This is a genomic window from Mycobacterium sp., assembly GCF_036273375.1.
Taxonomy (GTDB): Bacteria; Actinomycetota; Actinomycetes; order Mycobacteriales; family Mycobacteriaceae; genus Mycobacterium.
In genome coordinates, this window is record NZ_DASUHS010000014.1 from 1 (window position 1) to 16565 (window position 16565).

Sequence of the window (16565 nt, forward strand, 5' to 3'; positions counted from 1 at the left end):
TGATCTCACCGGAAGATTCGTAGCGCTGGTAGTCGGCGGTCAACTCCGACAATGGTCTTGGGGGCCCTGGGGCCCCTTGTTGCTCACCGAGGGCGGCCAGCACGTACAGCGCCGCGAGCATCCCGGAGTCGGCGCCCCAGAAGTCCCGGAAATAGTAGTGAGCGGAATGTTCGCCGCCGAAGATCGCGCCGGTGTCGGCCATCAGCGCCTTGATATAGGAGTGCCCCACCCGGGACCGCAGCGGTGTGCCGCCGCGCTCGGCGACAAGTTCGGGCACCGCGCGCGAGGTGATCACGTTGTGGATGATCGTCGCGCCGATCTCCCGGCTCAACTCGCGGGCGGCCACCAGGCTGGTCACCGTCGACGGCGACACTGGGTTGCCGCGTTCGTCGACCACGAAGCAGCGATCGGCGTCGCCGTCGAAGGCCAGCCCGATGTCGGCACCGGTCTCGCGCACGAAAGCCCGCAGGTCTGCCAGGTTGGCGGGTTCGAGCGGGTTGGCCTCGTGATTGGGAAACGAGCCGTCGAGCTCGAAGTACAAGGGCTCCAACGTGATCGAGCCGATCGGGCCGAGCACGGCGGGCGTCGTCAGACCGGCCATGCCGTTGCCGGCGTCCACCGCCACCCGCAGCGGCCGTAGCCTGGAGGTGTCAACCAGCGACCGCAGGAACTGTCCGTAGTCGGCCAGCACGTCGCGATCGCTCACCTTTCCGGGTTCCCCGTCGTAGGCGTCGACGCCGGCAATCACGTCATCGGCGACGAGGCGTAGCCCGGTCTCGGCGCCGACCGGTTTGGCCCCCGCCCGGCACAGCTTGATGCCGTTGTAGGCCGCGGGATTGTGGCTCGCGGTGAACATGGCGCCGGGGCAGTCCAGCAGTCCGGAGGCGAAGTACAGCTGGTCGGTGGACGCCAAGCCGATCCGCACCACGTCCAGCCCCTGGCTGGTCACCCCGGCGGCGAACGCGGCGGCCAGTGTGGGCGAACTGTCCCGCATGTCGTGGCCAATCACGGCCTGGCGGGCACCCTCGCCGCGCATGAGTCTGGCGAAGGCTGCGCCGAGCTCGGTGACCAGCGGCTGGTCGAGCTCTTCGCCGACCAGCCCACGCACGTCGTAAGCCTTGACGACACGGTGGACAGTCGCGGCGGGCCGAGACATGCGGGACTCCTGACGACGTGAACTCTTGGCCGTCAGCCTATCGGGCCACGGAGAACTGGAGCCGCCGCGGTGCGTGAGGATTTCGCGTCCGGCCGGTCAAGGCGCGGCACCCGTGGCGATCGCAAGGGCGGCGGAGCCGGACGCAGCGGGTCGCCACCATTCGGCACCCGTGGCGATCGCAAGGGCGGCGGAGCCGGGCGCAGGGGGTCGCCACCATTCGGCACTAGTCGCTGGGATCGGGCAACACGCGCAGATGTCCGCGGCGCCGTCCGGCGCGGTGTTCGGGTGGTGCGAGCAGGCTGCTACTGGGCGCGGTGGCTTGGGATCCGCCGTGATGGATGTGCGCGTCGGCGAAGCCGTTGACCGGCGTCGCTGCGCCGGCGTACGGCACGCCGCGATCGCCGCCCTCGCGCACCGCGTCGGCCAGGGCGACCAGGTCGTCCTCGTCGGGATGGGTGGGCAGAGGGCCGGCATGGCGCACCAGCTCCCACCCGCGGGGCGCGGTGATCCGGCCGGCATGGTTGACGCACAAATCCCAGGAATGCGGTTCCCGCGCCGTCGCCAACGGACCGACGACTGCCGTCGAATCCGAATAGACGAACGTCAGGGTCGCCACGGCGTAGTGCGGGCACCCGGGCCGGCAACAGCGACGGGGAACGTTCACGATCGAAAGGCTATCGTGCGCAAACGCCGCCGAAGCGCCGGACACGCGCAACTCCTAGACCCTCGATGTGCAACCGTTACCATCGGCGCGTGGGTGATTCGCGCAGCTCCCCGCGAAAAGGTCGGTTTCCTGACGGATCGGCTCCGCGCCGAACCGGGACCCAGCGACTCTTCCGCAGGGGCCGCGATATGCGCGGCCCCTTGTTGCCGCCGACCGTGCCGGGGTGGCGCAGCCGCGCCGAGCGGTTCGACATGGCGGTGCTGGAGGCCTACGAACCCATCGAGCGGAGCTGGCGGGACCGGCTGGCCGAACTCGACGTGGCCGTGGACGAGATTCCGCGCATCTCGGCCAAGGATCCCGAGAGTGTGCAGTGGCCACCCGAGGTGATCGCCGATGGGCCTATCCCGCTGGCGCGGTTGATCCCGGCCGGCGTCGACATCCGCGGCAACTCCACGCGGGCGCGAATTGTGTTGTTCCGCAAGCCAATCGAGCGACGGGCCAAGGACACCGTCGAGCTCGGCGACCTGCTACACGAAATCCTGGTGGCCCAGGTCGCGATCTACCTCGACGTCGAGCCGTCTGTCATCGATCCGACGATCGACGACGAATAGCTTCACCTTGCGCATCGAGCGTCGAACGCTCAGCGCGCGTTGCGATCAGCGTGCGTCAGATTATGCCGCGCTTGAGGCGGCGGCGCTCGCGTTCGGACAAACCGCCCCAGATACCAAAGCGCTCGTCGTGCTCGAGGGCGTACTCGAGGCACTCATGACGCACCTCGCAACCCAGGCAGATCTTCTTCGCCTCGCGGGTGGAGCCACCCTTTTCCGGGAAGAAGGCCTCGGGGTCGGTCTGGGCGCACAGCGCCCGGTCCTGCCATTGGTCGGCGGCCGGCTCCGGCATGGGCTCGGGCTCGAATCCGATTGGCGCATCGGGAACCACGGTCAAATGCGGCCGAGCGGGGCGGTCCAGTGCCGGGTCGATGTCGGTGTGCGGCGTGCTCGCCATGGCGCTTCGAAAAGTGTCGTAAGACATACGGTCGTCCGCCTCCTCAGCTTGATTTGAGAGAGTGTGATTGGTTTCCCACTGTTCTGATGTACAGACAATTCGAACAAGTGATCGAATCTCGGTCTGCGACACCGGAGTCGGCCGGCCAACCGGGAAATGACACTGTTGTGATTAGACACGGGTTGACCTGCCGGGTCAAGCACTTCGGCGCATTTCCATACCATCTCGTGATCGAATTTCGGCGTTTCTGTTGTTTTGGGCCTTCGGCGTGTCGATCACACGGCCCTCAACTTTCCCAGAAGTTGCCCACAATCGGTGGGGAACCGCAACTTTGAGGCACCCCCGGAGGGCCCGCCACGGCGCTGCCGCCGGGCAGTACTGTCGTGCAATGTGAAGGTCACCGTTCTGGTCGGTGGGGTTGGCGGCGCCCGCTTCCTGCTGGGGGTTCAACAGCTGTTCGGGCTCGGTCAATTTCAAACGCAACGGCACCCGGACACGGAAGCCAGCAGTCACGAGCTGACGGCGATCGTCAACATTGGCGATGACGCCTGGATCCACGGACTGCGAATCTGTCCCGATTTGGACACCTGCATGTATACCTTAGGTGGAGGTGTAGATCCGGAGCGAGGGTGGGGGCACCGCGACGAAACCTGGCACGCCAAAGAGGAATTGGCGCGCTACGGGGTGCAGCCTGACTGGTTCGGACTCGGTGACCGTGACCTGGGCACCCACCTGGTGCGCACCCAAATGCTCAACGCCGGCTATCCCCTGTCGCAGATCACCACCGCGCTGTGCGACCGCTGGCAACCCGGCGCGCGGCTGCTGCCCGCCAGCGACGACCGGTGCGAGACACACGTGGTGATAACCGATCCCGACGACGGCAGCCGGCGGGCCGTTCACTTCCAGGAGTGGTGGGTGCGCTACCGCGCCCAGGTGCCCACGCACAGCTTCGCCTTCGTCGGCGCCGAAAAAGCGGCCGCCACAATTGATGCCACGACGGCCATCGCGGACGCCGACGTCATCCTCCTTGCGCCCTCGAACCCGGTGGTGAGCGTCGGCGCCATCCTGGCCGTCCCCGGCATTCGCGGCGCGCTGCGCGCCGCGCGCGCCCCGATCGTCGGCTACTCGCCGATCATCGGTGGAAAGCCATTGCGCGGCATGGCCGATGCCTGCCTGTCGGTGATAGGGGTCGAGTCGACGGCCGAGGCGGTCGCCCGGCACTACGGCGCGCGCCGAGACACCGGCATCTTGGACGGCTGGCTGGTGAGCGAAGACGACGGGACCGGTTTCGAAGCCGACATCGACGGCGTCGCGGTGCGCTCGGTGCCGCTGGTGATGACCGACCCGAAGGCGACGGCCGAGATGGTCAGGGCCGGGCTGGACCTGGCGGGGATGACCTCATGAACTCTTCGCCCGGCGAGCATGGCACCGCCGCCGCCATCGAAATCCTGCCCGTCGCCGGGCTGCCCGAATTCCGGCCCGGCGACGATCTGGGCGCGGCCGTCGCCGCGGCCGCCCCGTGGCTGCGTGACAGCGACGTCGTCGTGGTCACCAGCAAGGCGGTGTCCAAATGCGAGGGCCGGCTGGTGCCGGCGCCGCAGGATCCCGAGGAGCGCGACCAACTGAGGCGCAAGCTGGTCGACGACGAAGCCGTCCGGGTGCTGGCCCGCAAGGGCCGAACCCTGATCACCGAGAACCGGATCGGCCTGGTGCAGGCCGCCGCGGGCGTGGACGGATCCAACGTCGGGCGCGACGAACTGGCGCTGCTGCCGGTCGACCCCGACGGCAGCGCCGCGGCGCTGCGGGCCGCGCTGCGCGAGCGGCTCGGTGTCGAGGTCGCCGTGGTCGTCACCGACACGATGGGCCGCGCGTGGCGCAACGGCCAGACCGACGCGGCCGTGGGCGCGGCGGGTCTGGCTGTGCTGCATGGCTATTCGGGGGCCGTCGATCAGCACGGCAACGAGCTACTGGTCACCGAGGTGGCGGTGGCCGACGAGATCGCCGCGGCCGCCGATCTGGTCAAGGGCAAACTGACCGGGATGCCGGTGGCGGTGGTGCGCGGCATGTCCGTGACCGACGACGGCTCGACGGCGCAGCGGTTGTTGCGGCCGGGCGCCGAAGACCTGTTCTGGCTCGGCACCGCCGAGGCCCTCGAGACGGGCCGCCGCGAGGCGCAGCTGCTACGTCGATCGGTGCGCCGGTTCAGCGCCGAGCCGGTGCCGGCAAATCTGTTGGAAGCCGCCGTCGCCGAAGCGCTGACCGCGCCGGCTCCGCACCACACCCGCCCGGTGCGGTTCGTCTGGCTAAAGACGCCGGCCACCCGCACCCGGCTACTGGACCGCATGAAGGGCAAGTGGCGCACCGACCTCGCCGGTGACGGCCGGCCCGCCGACTCGATCGACCGCCGGGTGGCGCGCGGCCAGATCCTCTACGACGCCCCAGAAGTCGTCATCCCGATCCTGGTGCCCGACGGCGCCCACTTCTATCCCGACGCCGCCCGCACCGACGCCGAGCACACCATGTTCACCGTGGCGGTCGGCGCGGCCGTGCAGGCCCTGCTGGTCGCGCTGGCGGTGCGCGGGCTGGGCAGCTGCTGGATCGGCTCTACGATCTTCGCCGCCGACCTGGTGCGCGCCGAGCTCGGGCTTCCCGCGGATTGGGAGCCGTTGGGCGCCATCGCCATCGGCTATGCCGCCCAACCGGCCGAGCCGCGCGATCCGCCAGACCCCGGTGATCTGCTGGTTCGCAAGTAATACTGAGCCCATGAAATTCGCCGGCAAGGCGGCGGCCTCGGCCGACAAGGTCCGCGGCGGCTACTACACCCCCGCGCCCGTGGCCCGCTTCCTGGCCGGCTGGGTCCGCGCGGCGGGACCGAAGATCGTCGAGCCCTCCTGCGGCGACGGCGCGATCCTGCGCGAGCTGGCCGGGCTCAGCGACCAGGTCCAGGGCGTCGAGCTGATCGCCGACGAGGCGGCCAAGTCCCGCCGGTTCGCTCCCGTCGACGCCGAGAGCCTGTTCGCCTGGCTCGCCACCGCCGAGGCCGGCGGCTGGGACGGGGTCGCCGGCAACCCGCCCTACATTCGGTTCGGCAACTGGCCGTCGCGGCAGCGCGATCCGGCGCTGGCCCTGATGCGGCGCGCAGGTCTGCGTCCCAGCCGGCTGACCAACGCCTGGGTTCCGTTCGTGGTGGCGAGCACCATGCTGGTGCGCGACGGCGGACGGGTGGGACTGGTGCTTCCGGCCGAGCTGCTCCAGGTCACCTACGCCGCACAGTTGCGCGACTTTCTGCTGACCCGCTTCCGCGACATCACCCTGGTGACCTTCGAGCGCCTGGTGTTCGACGGCATCCTGCAGGAGGTCGTGTTGTTCTGCGGTGTCGCCGGCACCGGTCCGGCCCGCATCCGCACCGTCCACCTCGAGGACGCCGACGCCCTGGCCGGCGCCGACCTGGATGTGCGATCGGCACCCGCGCTGCTGCACGAGAACGAGAAGTGGACCAAGTACTTTCTGGACCCAGCCGCGATCCGGCTGCTGCGTGAGCTCAAAGGTTCGGGCACCCTGACCCGGCTCGGATCGGTCGCCGAGGTCGACGTCGGCATTGTGACCGGGCGCAACGCCTTCTTCACCCTCACCGACGCCCAGGCCGGCGAGCTGGGATTGCGGTCGCACTGCGTCCCGCTCGTCTCGCGCAGTGCCCAGCTGTCCGGGCTGATCTACGACACCGATTGCCGGGCAAGCGATCTCGCCGCCGGTCAGCGCAGCTGGCTGCTCAACGCCCCGCGCGAACCCGCCGACCCCGCGTTGAGAGCCCACATCCGCGCGGGTGAAGCCGCCGGGGTGCACCGCGGCTACAAGTGCTCGATCCGCAAGCCGTGGTGGGCCACCCCGTCGTTGTGGGCGCCCGACCTGTTCCTGCTGCGCCAGATCCACCGGGCGCCGCGGCTGACCGTCAACGCCGCCGCGGCCACGAGCACCGACACCGTGCACCGGGTGCGCCTTAACGCCGACATCGAGCCGTCCGCGCTCGCCGCGGTGTTCCATAACAGCGTCACGTTCGCCTTCGCCGAGATCATGGGCCGCAGTTACGGCGGGGGCGTTCTAGAGCTGGAGCCCCGCGAAGCCGAACAGCTGCCCATTCCCCCACCGGCGTACGCCGATGCCGAACTCGCCTGCGATGTGGACCTGCTGTTGAAGGCCAACGAGGTCGAGAAGGCGCTCGACGTCGTCGACCGCCGCGTGCTGATCGACGGCCTGGGACTGCCGGCCGGGGCGGTGGCGGACTGCCGTGCGGCGTGGGCGTCGTTGCGGGATCGGCGGAAACGGCGGGGGTCACGATGAGCCTTCGGGAGTCGGCGATCGCGATGCTGTCGAATTGGGAGCCACCCGACCCGGCCCAGGATTCGTTGCGCCACGCCGTGTTGGCGTTCGTGCACGCCCGCAGCGATGCGTGCCGGCGCGAGTGCGTGCCCGGCCACGTGACCGCGTCGGCGCTGGTGTTCGACCACGCCGGCGGCCAGGTGCTGCTGACCCTGCATCCCCGCGTAGGCCGGTGGGTGCAATTGGGCGGCCATTGCGACGATGACGACACCGACGTCCTCGCCGCGGCGCTGCGCGAGGCCACCGAGGAGTCCGGGATCGACGGGCTACGCATCGAACCCCGACTGGCCGCGGTGCACGTGCACCCGGTGACCTGCTCACTGGGCGTGCCGACCCGCCATCTGGATCTACAGTTCGTCGCGCACGCGCCGGCCGGCGCGCAGATCGCGATCAGCGACGAGTCGGAGGACTTGCGGTGGTGGCCCGCCGACGCGCTGCCGGCCGGGACGGATTACGCGTTGGCCTATCTGGTCGCCCAGACGATGCGAACCCGTTAGCCGCCGAGTGTGAAGCTAGCTGCATGTTCGTCCTCGAGCGTGCGGCCAGCTTCACACTCGGCGCAAAGGGGCTCGGCCTAAGCGCGCCTTAGACGTCGGACGAGTAGCGGATCCCGCCGTCGGGAATCGACACACCGGGCCACACCCGGGCGCCGCGCAACAACTCGCAGCGCGCCCCGATGTCGGCGCCGTCGCCGATCACGCCGTCGCGGATCAAAGCCCGCGGGCCGATGCGCGCGCCGAAGCCGATGATCGACCGCTCGATCACGCTGCCGGCCTCGACCTTGACGCCGTCGAAGATCACCGCGCCGTCCAGCCGGACGCCGGGGCCGATCTCGGCGCCCCGCCCGACGACCGTGCCGCCGACCAGCACCGCGCCCGGCGACACCGCCGCACCGTCGTGCACCAACTGCTCGCCGCGGTGGCCGTGCAGCGCGGGCGACGGGGCGATGCCGCGCACCAGATCCGCTGAGCCACGGACGAAGTCCTCCGGGGTGCCCATGTCCCGCCAGTAGCTGGCGTCGACGTAGCCGCACACCTTGACGTCGGGATCGGAGAGCAGCGCGGGGAACACCTCACGTTCCACCGAGACCTCCCGGCCGCGCGGAATCCGGTCGATCATCTGGCGCGAGAAGACGTAGCAACCGGCGTTGATCTGGTCGGTCGGCGGGTCCTGGGTCTTCTCCAGGAAGCCGGTGACGCGACCCTCCTCGGTGGTCACGCAGCCGAACGCCCGCGGGTCGCCCACCCGGACCAGGTGCAGCGTGACGTCGGATTCCTGCGCCGAGTGGAAGTCGAGCATCTGGCCCAGGTCGGCTCCGGAAAGCACGTCGCCGTTGAACACCATCGCGGTGTCATGCCGCAGATGGCCGGCGACGTTGGCGATGCCGCCGCCGGTGCCCAGGGGCCGCTCCTCGGTGACGTACTTGATCTGCAAACCCAGCTTCGAGCCGTCACCCAACTCGGCCTCGAACACCGCGGCCTGATACGACGTGCTCAGGATGACATGGTCGATGCCGGCCGCGGCGACCCGCGACAGCAGATGCGTGAGGAACGGCAGCCCCGCGGTGGGCAGCATCGGCTTGGGCGCCGACAGCGTCAGCGGCCGCAGCCGGGTGCCCTTGCCGCCGACCAGGATCACCACATCGACTTCTGGAGTTGCCACCTCAGTGTCGCCCTTCTAGGAGTTTCCGCCGTCCGGACGCGCGCAGCGCACTGCGCACCATCAGGCGCGAACGCACCCGTAGCGAGGCGCGCAGCGTCCAGCGCAGCGGAGCGCGCAACCAACCGGAATGCCGGTCGGCGAGAAACATATACGTGCTCTTGTGGTGCGCGGCCAGGTGGCTGGCCGGGTCCGAGCCGGTGGAATGGCCCTTGTGATGCAGCACCTCCGCCGACGGCACGTAGACGGACAGCCAGCCGGCCTTGCCGAGGCGATCGCCCAGGTCGACGTCCTCCATATACATGAAGTAGCGCTCGTCGAACCCGCCGATCTGGCCGAACGCCGAACGCCGCACCAGCAGGCACGACCCCGACAGCCAGCCCACCGGCCGCTCGCTGGGCTCCAGCCGCTCCTGGCGGTACGCCGCCGACCACGGGTTGCTCTTCCAGAACGGTCCGACGACCGCGTGCATGCCGCCGCGGATCAGGCTGGGCAGGTGCCGCGCCGATGGATACACCGACCCGTCGGGATCGCGGACCAGCGGGCCCAGCGCGCCGGCCCGCGACCAGCGCGACGCGGCGTCCAGCAGCTCGTCGATGCTGCCCGGGCCCCACTGCACGTCCGGGTTGGCGACGATCACCCAGTCATCGTCGGGGTCCAGTTGTGCGACCGCGCGATTCACCGCGGTTCCGTAGCCGAGGTTGGCTCCGGTGTGGAACAGCCGCACGTTGGGATAGCGGTCGACCGCCTCCTCCGGAGTGCCATCGGTGGAGCCGTTGTCGGCCAGCAGCACGCACACCTCTCGCTCCGTGGCCAGCGACAGCGAGGCCAGGAAGCGCTCCAGGTGCGGACCCGGCGAGTAGGTCACCGTCACGACCGGCAGGACGTCAGTCACGCGTAGAGGGTAACGGTCGATCGGCTTCGGCATCGCTATCGGCGGCGGCCAGCGCCGCGGCAAGCGCAGGGCGCCAAGGCCGCAAAGGCCGCATCCCCGCCGCGATGGACTGGCCGCTCGACAACGCGGAGTAGACCGGCCGGGGTGCGGGGCGGGGAAAGTGATCGGTGGTGACGGGGCGCACCCGCTCCGGGTCGGCGCCGCACTCCTCGAAGACGGCGCGGGCCTGATCGAACCGCGAGCAGGCACCCTCGTTGGCGGCGTGCAGGATCGGACCGGGCGTGCGATCGTCGACGATCTGCAGCAGCGCGGCGGCCAGGTCGCCGACGTAGGTCGGGGACCCGGTCTGGTCGTCGACCACGTCGACCGGACCGTCCCCTGCGGCCAGCCGGCGCATGACGGCGACGAAGTCCTTGCCCGTGCCGCCGGTGTAGACCCAGGCGGTGCGGACGACTATGCCTTGCGAGGGCTCCGGCAGCGCGGCGAGCACGGCCCGCTCCCCCGCGACCTTGCTGCGCGCATACACACTCTGCGGCGCGGTTTGATCGGTGGGCTCGTACGGCCGCGGCACCGCGCCGCCGAAATCCCCGTTGAACACGTAGTCGGTGGAGACGTGGACCAGTTGCGCGCCGGCCTGCGCGCAGGCGCGGGCGATGTGCCCGGGTCCGGCTTCGTTGACCGCGAATGCGCCCGCCTCGTCGGTTTCCGCGCCGTCGACGTCGGTATAGGCCGCGCAGTTGATCACCACGTCCCCGCGCCGCACGATCCGCTCGGCCGCCGTGGGATCGGTGATGTCCCACTGTGACGACGTCAGCGCCAGCGCGTCACGGCCCTGACTCGCCGTCAGCGAGGTCAAATAGCCGCCCAACTGCCCACCGGCACCGGCGATCACGATCCTGCCTGACATGGTTCGAGTCTGGCATGGCCCGGAAAGGTGGAACGACGGCCGGGGCGCGCGGGGGCTGGCTACCGGTGAAGCCCCTGTGTCGCAAGTAATGTAGTGGGATGCCTGTGCAACGTGTGGTTCGTGTGATTGCCACCGCGCTGACGCTCGCGGTCGTCCTCGGCACCGGGATCGCGTGGAGCAATGTCCGGTCCTTCGAAGACGGCATCTTCCACATGTCCGCGCCCTCGCTGGGCAAGGGCGGCGACGACGGCGCGATCGACATCCTGCTGGTCGGCATGGACAGCCGCACCGACGCCCACGGCAACCCCTTGTCGCAAGAGGAACTGGACGCGCTGAAGGCCGGCGACGAGGAAGCCACCAACACCGACACGATCATCCTGATCCGCATCCCCAACAACGGGAAGTCGGCCACCGCGATCTCGATCCCGCGCGACTCCTACGTGGCCGCCCCGGGCCTGGGTAAGACCAAGATCAACGGCGTCTACGGCCAGACCCGGGAGGCCAAGCGCGCCGTTTTGGTCAAGGCCGGCGCCTCCGCTACCGAGGCGGCGGCGCAGGGCACCGAGGCGGGCCGCGAGGCGCTGATCAAGACCGTCGCCGACCTGACCGGCGTCACCGTCGACCACTACGCCGAAATCGGCCTGCTCGGCTTTTCACTGATCACCGACGCCCTCGGCGGCGTCGACGTCTGCCTCAAGGAGCCGGTGTTCGAACCACTTTCGGGTGCCGACTTCCCGGCCGGCCCGCAACGACTCAACGGTCCCGAGGCGCTCAGCTTCGTGCGTCAGCGCCACGAGCTGCCGCGCGGCGACCTGGACCGGGTGGTGCGCCAGCAGGTGGTGATGGCCTCGCTGGCCCACCGGGTCATCTCCGGCCAGACGCTGTCCAGCCCCACCACGGTCAGGCGGCTGGAGGCCGCCGTCCAACGCTCAGTGGTGATCTCCGCCGGTTGGGACGTCATGGATTTCGTGCAGCAGATGCAGAAGCTGGCCGGCGGTAACGTCGCCTTCGCCACCATTCCGGTGCTCGACGGCGCCGGCTGGAGCGACGACGGCATGCAGAGCGTGGTGCGGCTGGACGCGCATCAGGTCGCCGACTGGGTGGGCGGCCTGCTGCACGATCAGGAACAGGGCAAGACCGAGGAGATCGCGTACACCCCCGCGAAGACCACCGCCAGCGTCGTCAACGACACCGACATCAACGGGCTGGCGTCGGCCGTATCAGACGTGTTGAGCGCCAAGGGCTTTGCCGCGGGTACGGTGGGCAACAACGATGGTGGACACGTCAAGGCCAGCCAGGTGCGCGCAGCTAAGAGCGACGACCTGGGGGCCAAGGAGGTCTCCAAGGAATTGGGCGGGCTGCCGGTGATCACCGACACCTCGCTGGCGCCGGGTGCGGTCCGGGTGGTGCTGGCCAACGACTACAGCGGTCCGGGCTCGGGCCTGTCCGGCAGCGAGACGATCATGCCCGCGCGGGTGTCGACCGCCGGCGCGGTGTCGGCCGACCCCAGGGTTCCCGCGCCGTCGCCGATCCTGACCGCCGGCTCCGACAAGCCCGAGTGCATAAACTAACGACCCGTGCATCAACTGATCACGTTGAGCGGGGCCATCCTCGATCCGATGCTGCGGGCCGATCCGGTCGGTCCGCGCATCACCTACTACGACGACGCCACCGGCGAGCGCATCGAACTGTCCGGTGTGACGCTGGCCAACTGGGCCGCCAAGACCGGCAACCTGTTGCGCGACGAGCTGGGCGCCGGACCGGCCAGCCGGGTGGCGATCCTGTTGCCCGCGCACTGGCAGACGGCGGCGGTGCTGTTCGGGGTGTGGTGGATCGGTGCCGAGGCGGTGCTGACCGGCCCGTCGGACATAGCGCTGTGCACGGCCGCGCGGCTCGACGAAGCCGACGACGCGGTCGCGGGCGGTGAGGTGGCGGTGCTGTCGCTGGATCCGTTCGGCCGCCCGGTGCCCGACCTGCCGATCGGCGTGACGGACTACGCCACCGCGGTGCGGGTGCACGGCGATCAGATCGTTCCCGAACCGCGCCCGGGCCCGGCGCTGGGCGGACGATCAGTCGACCAGGTAGTAGCCGATTGTCAAAGCTCCGCCGCGACAAGGGGTTTGACGTCGAGCGATCGGGTGCTGTCCGGCGCGTCATGGTCTGGGCCCGCGGAACTGGTGGACGGCCTGCTGGCGATCATGGCCGTCGGCGCCTCGCTGGTGCAGGTGGCCAACGCCGACCCGGCCGGGCAAGAGCGCCGAATCGAGACCGAAAAAGTCACCAGGGTGCTGTAAAGCCCTGCGACCCTTGCCCGGGCACGAGTCGCTCCGCAATACATATTGATATCGCTATATTTCGATGTTAACGTCGTGCGAGCATGAGCTGAACGCTGAGACGAGAGAAAGGTTGCGGCAATGGCGGTGTACGGGCTCCTGGCGAAGGCGGCAGGCACGGTGGTCACCGGGTTGGTCGGCGTGACGGCCTACGAGGTGGTGCGCAAAGCCGTGGCCAAGGCGCCTCTGCACGAGACCGCGGTCAAGGGGGCCGAGCTCGGACTGCGTGGCAGCCGCAAGGCCGAGGAAGCCGCCGAGTCGGCGCGCCTCAAGCTCGCCGACGTCATGGCCGAGGCCCGCGAGCGCATCGGCGAGGAGGCGCCCACACCCTCGATCGCCGACACCCACGACCACGAGCACTGATCGGGCGATATGGACCTCGCCTTAGTCCCCGACATCGCAGACGAGGCGCGAACCGAAGACCCTGCGCTGCAAATCATTTCGGATGCTGCCGGACGCATGCGGGTCGCCGTCGAACCGGTGCGCGCGAACTCGCGGCGCGCCGTGGCGGTCGAAGAGGCCGTCGCCAAGTGTGAGGGCGTGCGCGTGGTGCACGCCTACCCGCGCACCGGATCGGTCGTCGTCTGGTATTCGCCACGGCGCTGCGACCGCACCGCGGTGCTCGCCGCCATCGGTGAGGCGTTGCACGTCGCCGCCGAGCTGATCCCGATCCGCGCGCCGCATTCCTCGGAAATCCGCAACGCCGACGTCCTGCGCATGGTCATCGGCGGCGCCGCGCTGGCCCTGCTCGGGGTGCGCCGCTACGTCTTCGCGCGGCCGCCGCTGCTGGGACCCAGCGGCCGGCTGTTCGCCACCGGCGTCACCGTATTCACCGGCTATCCCTTCCTGCGCGGCGCGCTGCGCTCGTTGCGCTCCGGCAAGGCCGGCACCGACGCGCTGGTCTCGGCGGCGACCGTGGCGAGCCTGGTGCTGCGCGAGAACGTCGTCGCGCTCACCGTGCTGTGGTTGCTCAATATCGGTGAGTACCTTCAGGATCTGACCTTGCGCCGGACCCGGCGCGCCATCTCCGAACTGCTGCGCGGCAGCCAGGACACGGCCTGGATCCGGCTGACGCACCCTTCTGGGGCCCTCGAGCCTGGCACCGAGGTTCAGGTGCCGATCGACACCGTGCAGATCGGCGACGAGGTGGTGGTCCACGACCATGTCGCCATCCCGGTCGACGGCGAGGTGGTCGACGGCGAGGCGATCGTCAACCAGTCCGCGATCACCGGGGAGAATCTGCCGGTCAGCGTGGTGGTCGGCGCGCACGTGCACGCCGGTTCGGTGGTCGTGCGCGGACGACTGGTGGTGCGCGCCCGCGCCGTCGGCAACCAGACCACCATCGGCCGCATCATCACCCGGGTCGAGGAGGCACAGCACGACCGGGCGCCGATCCAGACCGTCGGCGAAAACTTCTCGCGCCGTTTCGTTCCCACCTCGTTCATCGTCTCGGCCATCACGCTGGCGGTCACCGGTGACGTCCGCCGGGCGATGACCATGCTGCTGATCGCCTGCCCGTGCGCGGTGGGCCTGGCCACCCCCACCGCGATCAGCGCGGCGATCGGCAACGGCGCGCGCCGCGGCATCCTGATCAAGGGCGGCTCGCACCTCGAGCAGGCCGGCCGGGTGGACGCGATCGTGTTCGACAAGACCGGCACGCTGACCGTGGGTCGCCCCGTGGTTACCAACATCATTGCGCTGCATAAAGATTGGCAACCCGAGCAGGTGCTGGCGTATGCGGCCAGCTCGGAGATCCACTCCCGGCACCCGTTGGCCGAGGCGGTGATCCGGTCCACCGAGGAACGCCACATCACCATCCCGCCGCACGAGGAGTGCGAGGTTCTGGTGGGCCTGGGCATGCGGACCTGGGCCGACGGCCGGACCCTGCTGCTGGGCAGCCCCGGACTGCTGCGCGCCGAAAAGGTGCGGGTGTCCAAGAAGGCGTCGGAGTGGGTGGACCGGCTGCGCCGCCAGGCCGAGACCCCGCTGCTGCTCGCGGTCGACGGCAAACTGGTGGGATTGATCAGCCTGCGCGACGAGGTGCGCCCCGAGGCCTCGGGCGTTCTGAAGAATTTGCGCGCCAACGGCATTCGCAGGATCGTCATGCTCACCGGCGATCACCCGGACATCGCTGAGGTGGTGGCCGCCGAGCTCGGGATCGACGAGTGGCGCGCCGAGGTGATGCCGGAGGACAAGCTCGCGGCGGTGCGCGACCTTCAGGACGGGGGCTACACCGTCGGCATGGTCGGCGACGGCATCAACGACGCCCCCGCGCTGGCCGCCGCCGACATCGGGATCGCGATGGGGCTGGCCGGAACCGACGTCGCCGTCGAGACCGCCGACGTGGCGCTGGCCAACGACGACCTGCATCGCCTGCTCGACGTGCGCGACCTAGGCGCCCGCGCCGTCGACGTGATCCGGGAGAACTACGGCATGTCCATCGCCGTCAACGCCGCGGGGCTGATCATCGGCGCGGGCGGCGCGCTGTCCCCTGTGCTGGCCGCGATCCTGCACAACGCGTCGTCGGTTGCGGTGGTGGCCAACAGCTCTCGGTTGATTCGCTACCGGTTGGACACCCCGCGCGGCTCGACGAACGGCGAGCGCGCCGGCTGAGGATTCAGTAGCCGCAATCCTCGCCGCGCCAGGCGCGCACGCCCTGCCAGACCGCGGCGCCGGCGATGGCCAGCCCGACGGCCGGGTCGATCCACCACGCGCCGGACCACAGCGCCCACTCGGCGCCGCGGCGCCAGTCGACGTCGTGCGCCGCGATGCTCCTGCACTCTTGCTCGATGCCAACCGAAGTGGTCATCGCCGCGAGGCTAGCCCGCGCCGCGGCGGGCCTTGCCGCCGCAACGCCCGGCCGTAATCGATCTGTGTCGCACCTCGCGCCTGGGCGCCCGGCGCTGGTAGTTATGGTGGCTAACCAGTAGATCGGAAGGGATTTCCTCAATGGCGCGCAGCGACGATGACACCTGGGACCTGGCGACCAGTGTGGGCGCGACCGCCACGATGGTGGCCGCCGGGCGAGCCCGGGCCACCCTGGACGGGCTGATCGACGATCGGTTCGCCGAGCCGCTGGTGCGCGCGGTCGGTGTCGACTTCATGACCCGGTGGGCCGCCGGCGACCTCGCCTCCGCCGATGTCGATGAGCCGGACGCCGCATGGGGCATGCAACGCATGACCGACATCCTGGCCGCCCGCACCCGGTACATCGACGCGTTCTTCGCCGAGGCGGGCGCCGCGGGCATCGGCCAGGTGGTCATCCTGGCCTCCGGCCTGGACGCGCGCGCCTACCGGCTGCCGTGGGCGCCGGGCACCACGGTGTTCGAGATCGACCAGCCGCAGGTTTTGGAGTTCAAGGCCGCCACCATCGCCGGGCTCGACGCCAAGCCCACCGCCGCGGTGCGCAACGTTGCGATCGACCTGCGCCACGACTGGCCGTCGGCGCTGCGACAGGCCGGATTCGACATCGGCCGCCCCGCGGCGTGGGCCGCCGAGGGCCTGCTCGGGTTCCTGCCGGGCGAGGCTCAGGATCGATTGCTGGACAACATCGCCGCGCTCAGCGCCGA

At 69.9% G+C, this 16565-nt stretch carries 16 protein-coding genes and 1 pseudogene; 10 read left to right on the forward strand and 7 right to left on the reverse strand.

Annotation, left to right across the window (positions count from 1 at the left end; genetic code table 11):
• A partial coding sequence (locus VFW69_RS01650) for a phosphomannomutase/phosphoglucomutase (RefSeq protein ID WP_526497501.1) occupies positions 1-1156 on the reverse strand: 1156 nt, incomplete at its 3' end.
• Between the two features lie 223 nt (positions 1157-1379).
• Complete coding sequence (locus VFW69_RS01655) at positions 1380-1820, reverse strand: DUF3499 family protein (RefSeq protein WP_526497503.1); 441 nt, start codon at positions 1818-1820, stop codon at positions 1380-1382.
• A 188-nt stretch (positions 1821-2008) separates the two neighbouring features.
• On the opposite strand from VFW69_RS01655, the gene VFW69_RS01660 reads away from it, so the two are divergent.
• Positions 2009-2431 (forward strand): metallopeptidase family protein, encoded by a 423-nt coding sequence (locus VFW69_RS01660; RefSeq protein ID WP_526497505.1) that lies wholly within the window; start codon positions 2009-2011, stop codon positions 2429-2431.
• 55 nt (positions 2432-2486) lie between these two features.
• Here VFW69_RS01660 and VFW69_RS01665 read toward each other — a convergent pair whose 3' ends face one another.
• Positions 2487-2825, reverse strand: coding sequence for a WhiB family transcriptional regulator (locus tag VFW69_RS01665; protein WP_526497531.1), 339 nt, complete (start codon positions 2823-2825; stop codon positions 2487-2489).
• 390 nt (positions 2826-3215) lie between these two features.
• Here VFW69_RS01665 and cofD point away from each other — a divergent pair, with 390 nt between their 5' ends.
• The 4 genes from cofD to VFW69_RS01685 are packed head-to-tail and all read left to right on the forward strand — an operon-like array spanning position 3216 to position 7699.
• Positions 3216-4229, forward strand: coding sequence for a 2-phospho-L-lactate transferase (cofD, locus tag VFW69_RS01670; protein ID WP_526497507.1), 1014 nt, complete (start codon positions 3216-3218; stop codon positions 4227-4229).
• A complete protein-coding gene (locus VFW69_RS01675) occupies positions 4226-5578 on the forward strand; it encodes a coenzyme F420-0:L-glutamate ligase (protein WP_526497509.1) in 1353 nt (450 codons plus the stop codon). Before cofD ends, VFW69_RS01675 begins: the two co-directional genes overlap by 4 nt.
• 10 nt (positions 5579-5588) lie before the next feature.
• Positions 5589-7163, forward strand: a complete 1575-nt coding sequence (locus tag VFW69_RS01680) for an Eco57I restriction-modification methylase domain-containing protein (protein ID WP_526497511.1) — start codon at positions 5589-5591, stop codon at positions 7161-7163.
• Positions 7160-7699, forward strand: a complete 540-nt coding sequence (locus tag VFW69_RS01685; RefSeq protein WP_526497513.1) for an NUDIX hydrolase — start codon at positions 7160-7162, stop codon at positions 7697-7699. Before VFW69_RS01680 ends, VFW69_RS01685 begins: the two co-directional genes overlap by 4 nt.
• Positions 7700-7787: 88 nt before the next feature.
• Here VFW69_RS01685 and manB read toward each other — a convergent pair whose 3' ends face one another.
• Genes manB through rfbD form a run of 3 tightly spaced genes read right to left on the reverse strand, consistent with a single transcriptional unit; the run spans position 7788 to position 10663 of the window.
• Positions 7788-8864: a mannose-1-phosphate guanylyltransferase ManB gene (gene manB, locus VFW69_RS01690; RefSeq protein WP_526497515.1), complete on the reverse strand. Its 1077-nt coding sequence runs from the start codon at positions 8862-8864 to the stop codon at positions 7788-7790.
• Position 8865: 1 nt separating this feature from the next.
• The gene (locus tag VFW69_RS01695; protein WP_526497517.1) at positions 8866-9756 is read right to left on the reverse strand and encodes a glycosyltransferase family 2 protein; all 891 of its coding nucleotides are present in this window, start codon (positions 9754-9756) and stop codon (positions 8866-8868) included.
• A complete protein-coding gene (rfbD, locus tag VFW69_RS01700; protein ID WP_526497519.1) occupies positions 9749-10663 on the reverse strand; it encodes a dTDP-4-dehydrorhamnose reductase in 915 nt (304 codons plus the stop codon). Before rfbD ends, VFW69_RS01695 begins: the two co-directional genes overlap by 8 nt.
• 98 nt (positions 10664-10761) lie before the next feature.
• Here rfbD and VFW69_RS01705 point away from each other — a divergent pair, with 98 nt between their 5' ends.
• The 4 genes from VFW69_RS01705 (at position 10762) to ctpC (ending at position 15609) form a co-directional block, all read left to right on the forward strand.
• Positions 10762-12234 (forward strand): LCP family protein, encoded by a 1473-nt coding sequence (locus tag VFW69_RS01705; protein ID WP_526497521.1) that lies wholly within the window; start codon positions 10762-10764, stop codon positions 12232-12234.
• Positions 12235-12240: 6 nt separating this feature from the next.
• Entirely contained in the window at positions 12241-12957 is a 717-nt protein-coding gene (locus VFW69_RS01710; protein WP_526497523.1) for a TIGR03089 family protein, read from the forward strand.
• A 120-nt stretch (positions 12958-13077) separates the two neighbouring features.
• Entirely contained in the window at positions 13078-13359 is a 282-nt protein-coding gene (locus tag VFW69_RS01715) for a DUF1490 family protein (protein ID WP_526497525.1), read from the forward strand.
• A gap of 9 nt (positions 13360-13368) precedes the next feature.
• Positions 13369-15609 carry a manganese-exporting P-type ATPase CtpC gene (gene ctpC, locus VFW69_RS01720; RefSeq protein ID WP_526497527.1) on the forward strand — a complete coding sequence of 747 codons (2241 nt, stop codon included), beginning with the start codon at positions 13369-13371 and terminating at the stop codon, positions 15607-15609.
• A gap of 4 nt (positions 15610-15613) precedes the next feature.
• On the opposite strand, the pseudogene VFW69_RS01725 reads toward ctpC, so the two are convergent.
• A pseudogene (locus VFW69_RS01725) lies at positions 15614-15724 on the reverse strand (hypothetical protein); the annotation flags it as partial.
• A 221-nt stretch (positions 15725-15945) separates the two neighbouring features.
• Between VFW69_RS01725 and VFW69_RS01730 the strand changes: the two are divergent.
• Positions 15946-16565: SAM-dependent methyltransferase (locus tag VFW69_RS01730; RefSeq protein ID WP_526497529.1), on the forward strand; the 620-nt coding region annotated here is incomplete at its 3' end.

What these genes read in the sequence shown, in the direction of transcription:
- VFW69_RS01660 (WP_526497505.1), top strand. Translation starts at nt 2,009, where the DNA reads ATGCGCGGCCCCTTGTTGCCGCCGACCGTGCCGGGGTGGCGCAGCCGC.
- VFW69_RS01665 (WP_526497531.1), bottom strand. Translation starts at nt 2,825, where the DNA reads ATGGCGAGCACGCCGCACACCGACATCGACCCGGCACTGGACCGCCCC.
- VFW69_RS01675 (WP_526497509.1), top strand. Translation starts at nt 4,226, where the DNA reads ATGAACTCTTCGCCCGGCGAGCATGGCACCGCCGCCGCCATCGAAATC.
- VFW69_RS01680 (WP_526497511.1), top strand. Translation starts at nt 5,589, where the DNA reads ATGAAATTCGCCGGCAAGGCGGCGGCCTCGGCCGACAAGGTCCGCGGC.
- VFW69_RS01685 (WP_526497513.1), top strand. Translation starts at nt 7,160, where the DNA reads ATGAGCCTTCGGGAGTCGGCGATCGCGATGCTGTCGAATTGGGAGCCA.
- rfbD (WP_526497519.1), bottom strand. Translation starts at nt 10,663, where the DNA reads ATGTCAGGCAGGATCGTGATCGCCGGTGCCGGTGGGCAGTTGGGCGGC.
- VFW69_RS01705 (WP_526497521.1), top strand. Translation starts at nt 10,762, where the DNA reads ATGCCTGTGCAACGTGTGGTTCGTGTGATTGCCACCGCGCTGACGCTC.
- VFW69_RS01715 (WP_526497525.1), top strand. Translation starts at nt 13,078, where the DNA reads ATGGCGGTGTACGGGCTCCTGGCGAAGGCGGCAGGCACGGTGGTCACC.
- ctpC (WP_526497527.1), top strand. Translation starts at nt 13,369, where the DNA reads ATGGACCTCGCCTTAGTCCCCGACATCGCAGACGAGGCGCGAACCGAA.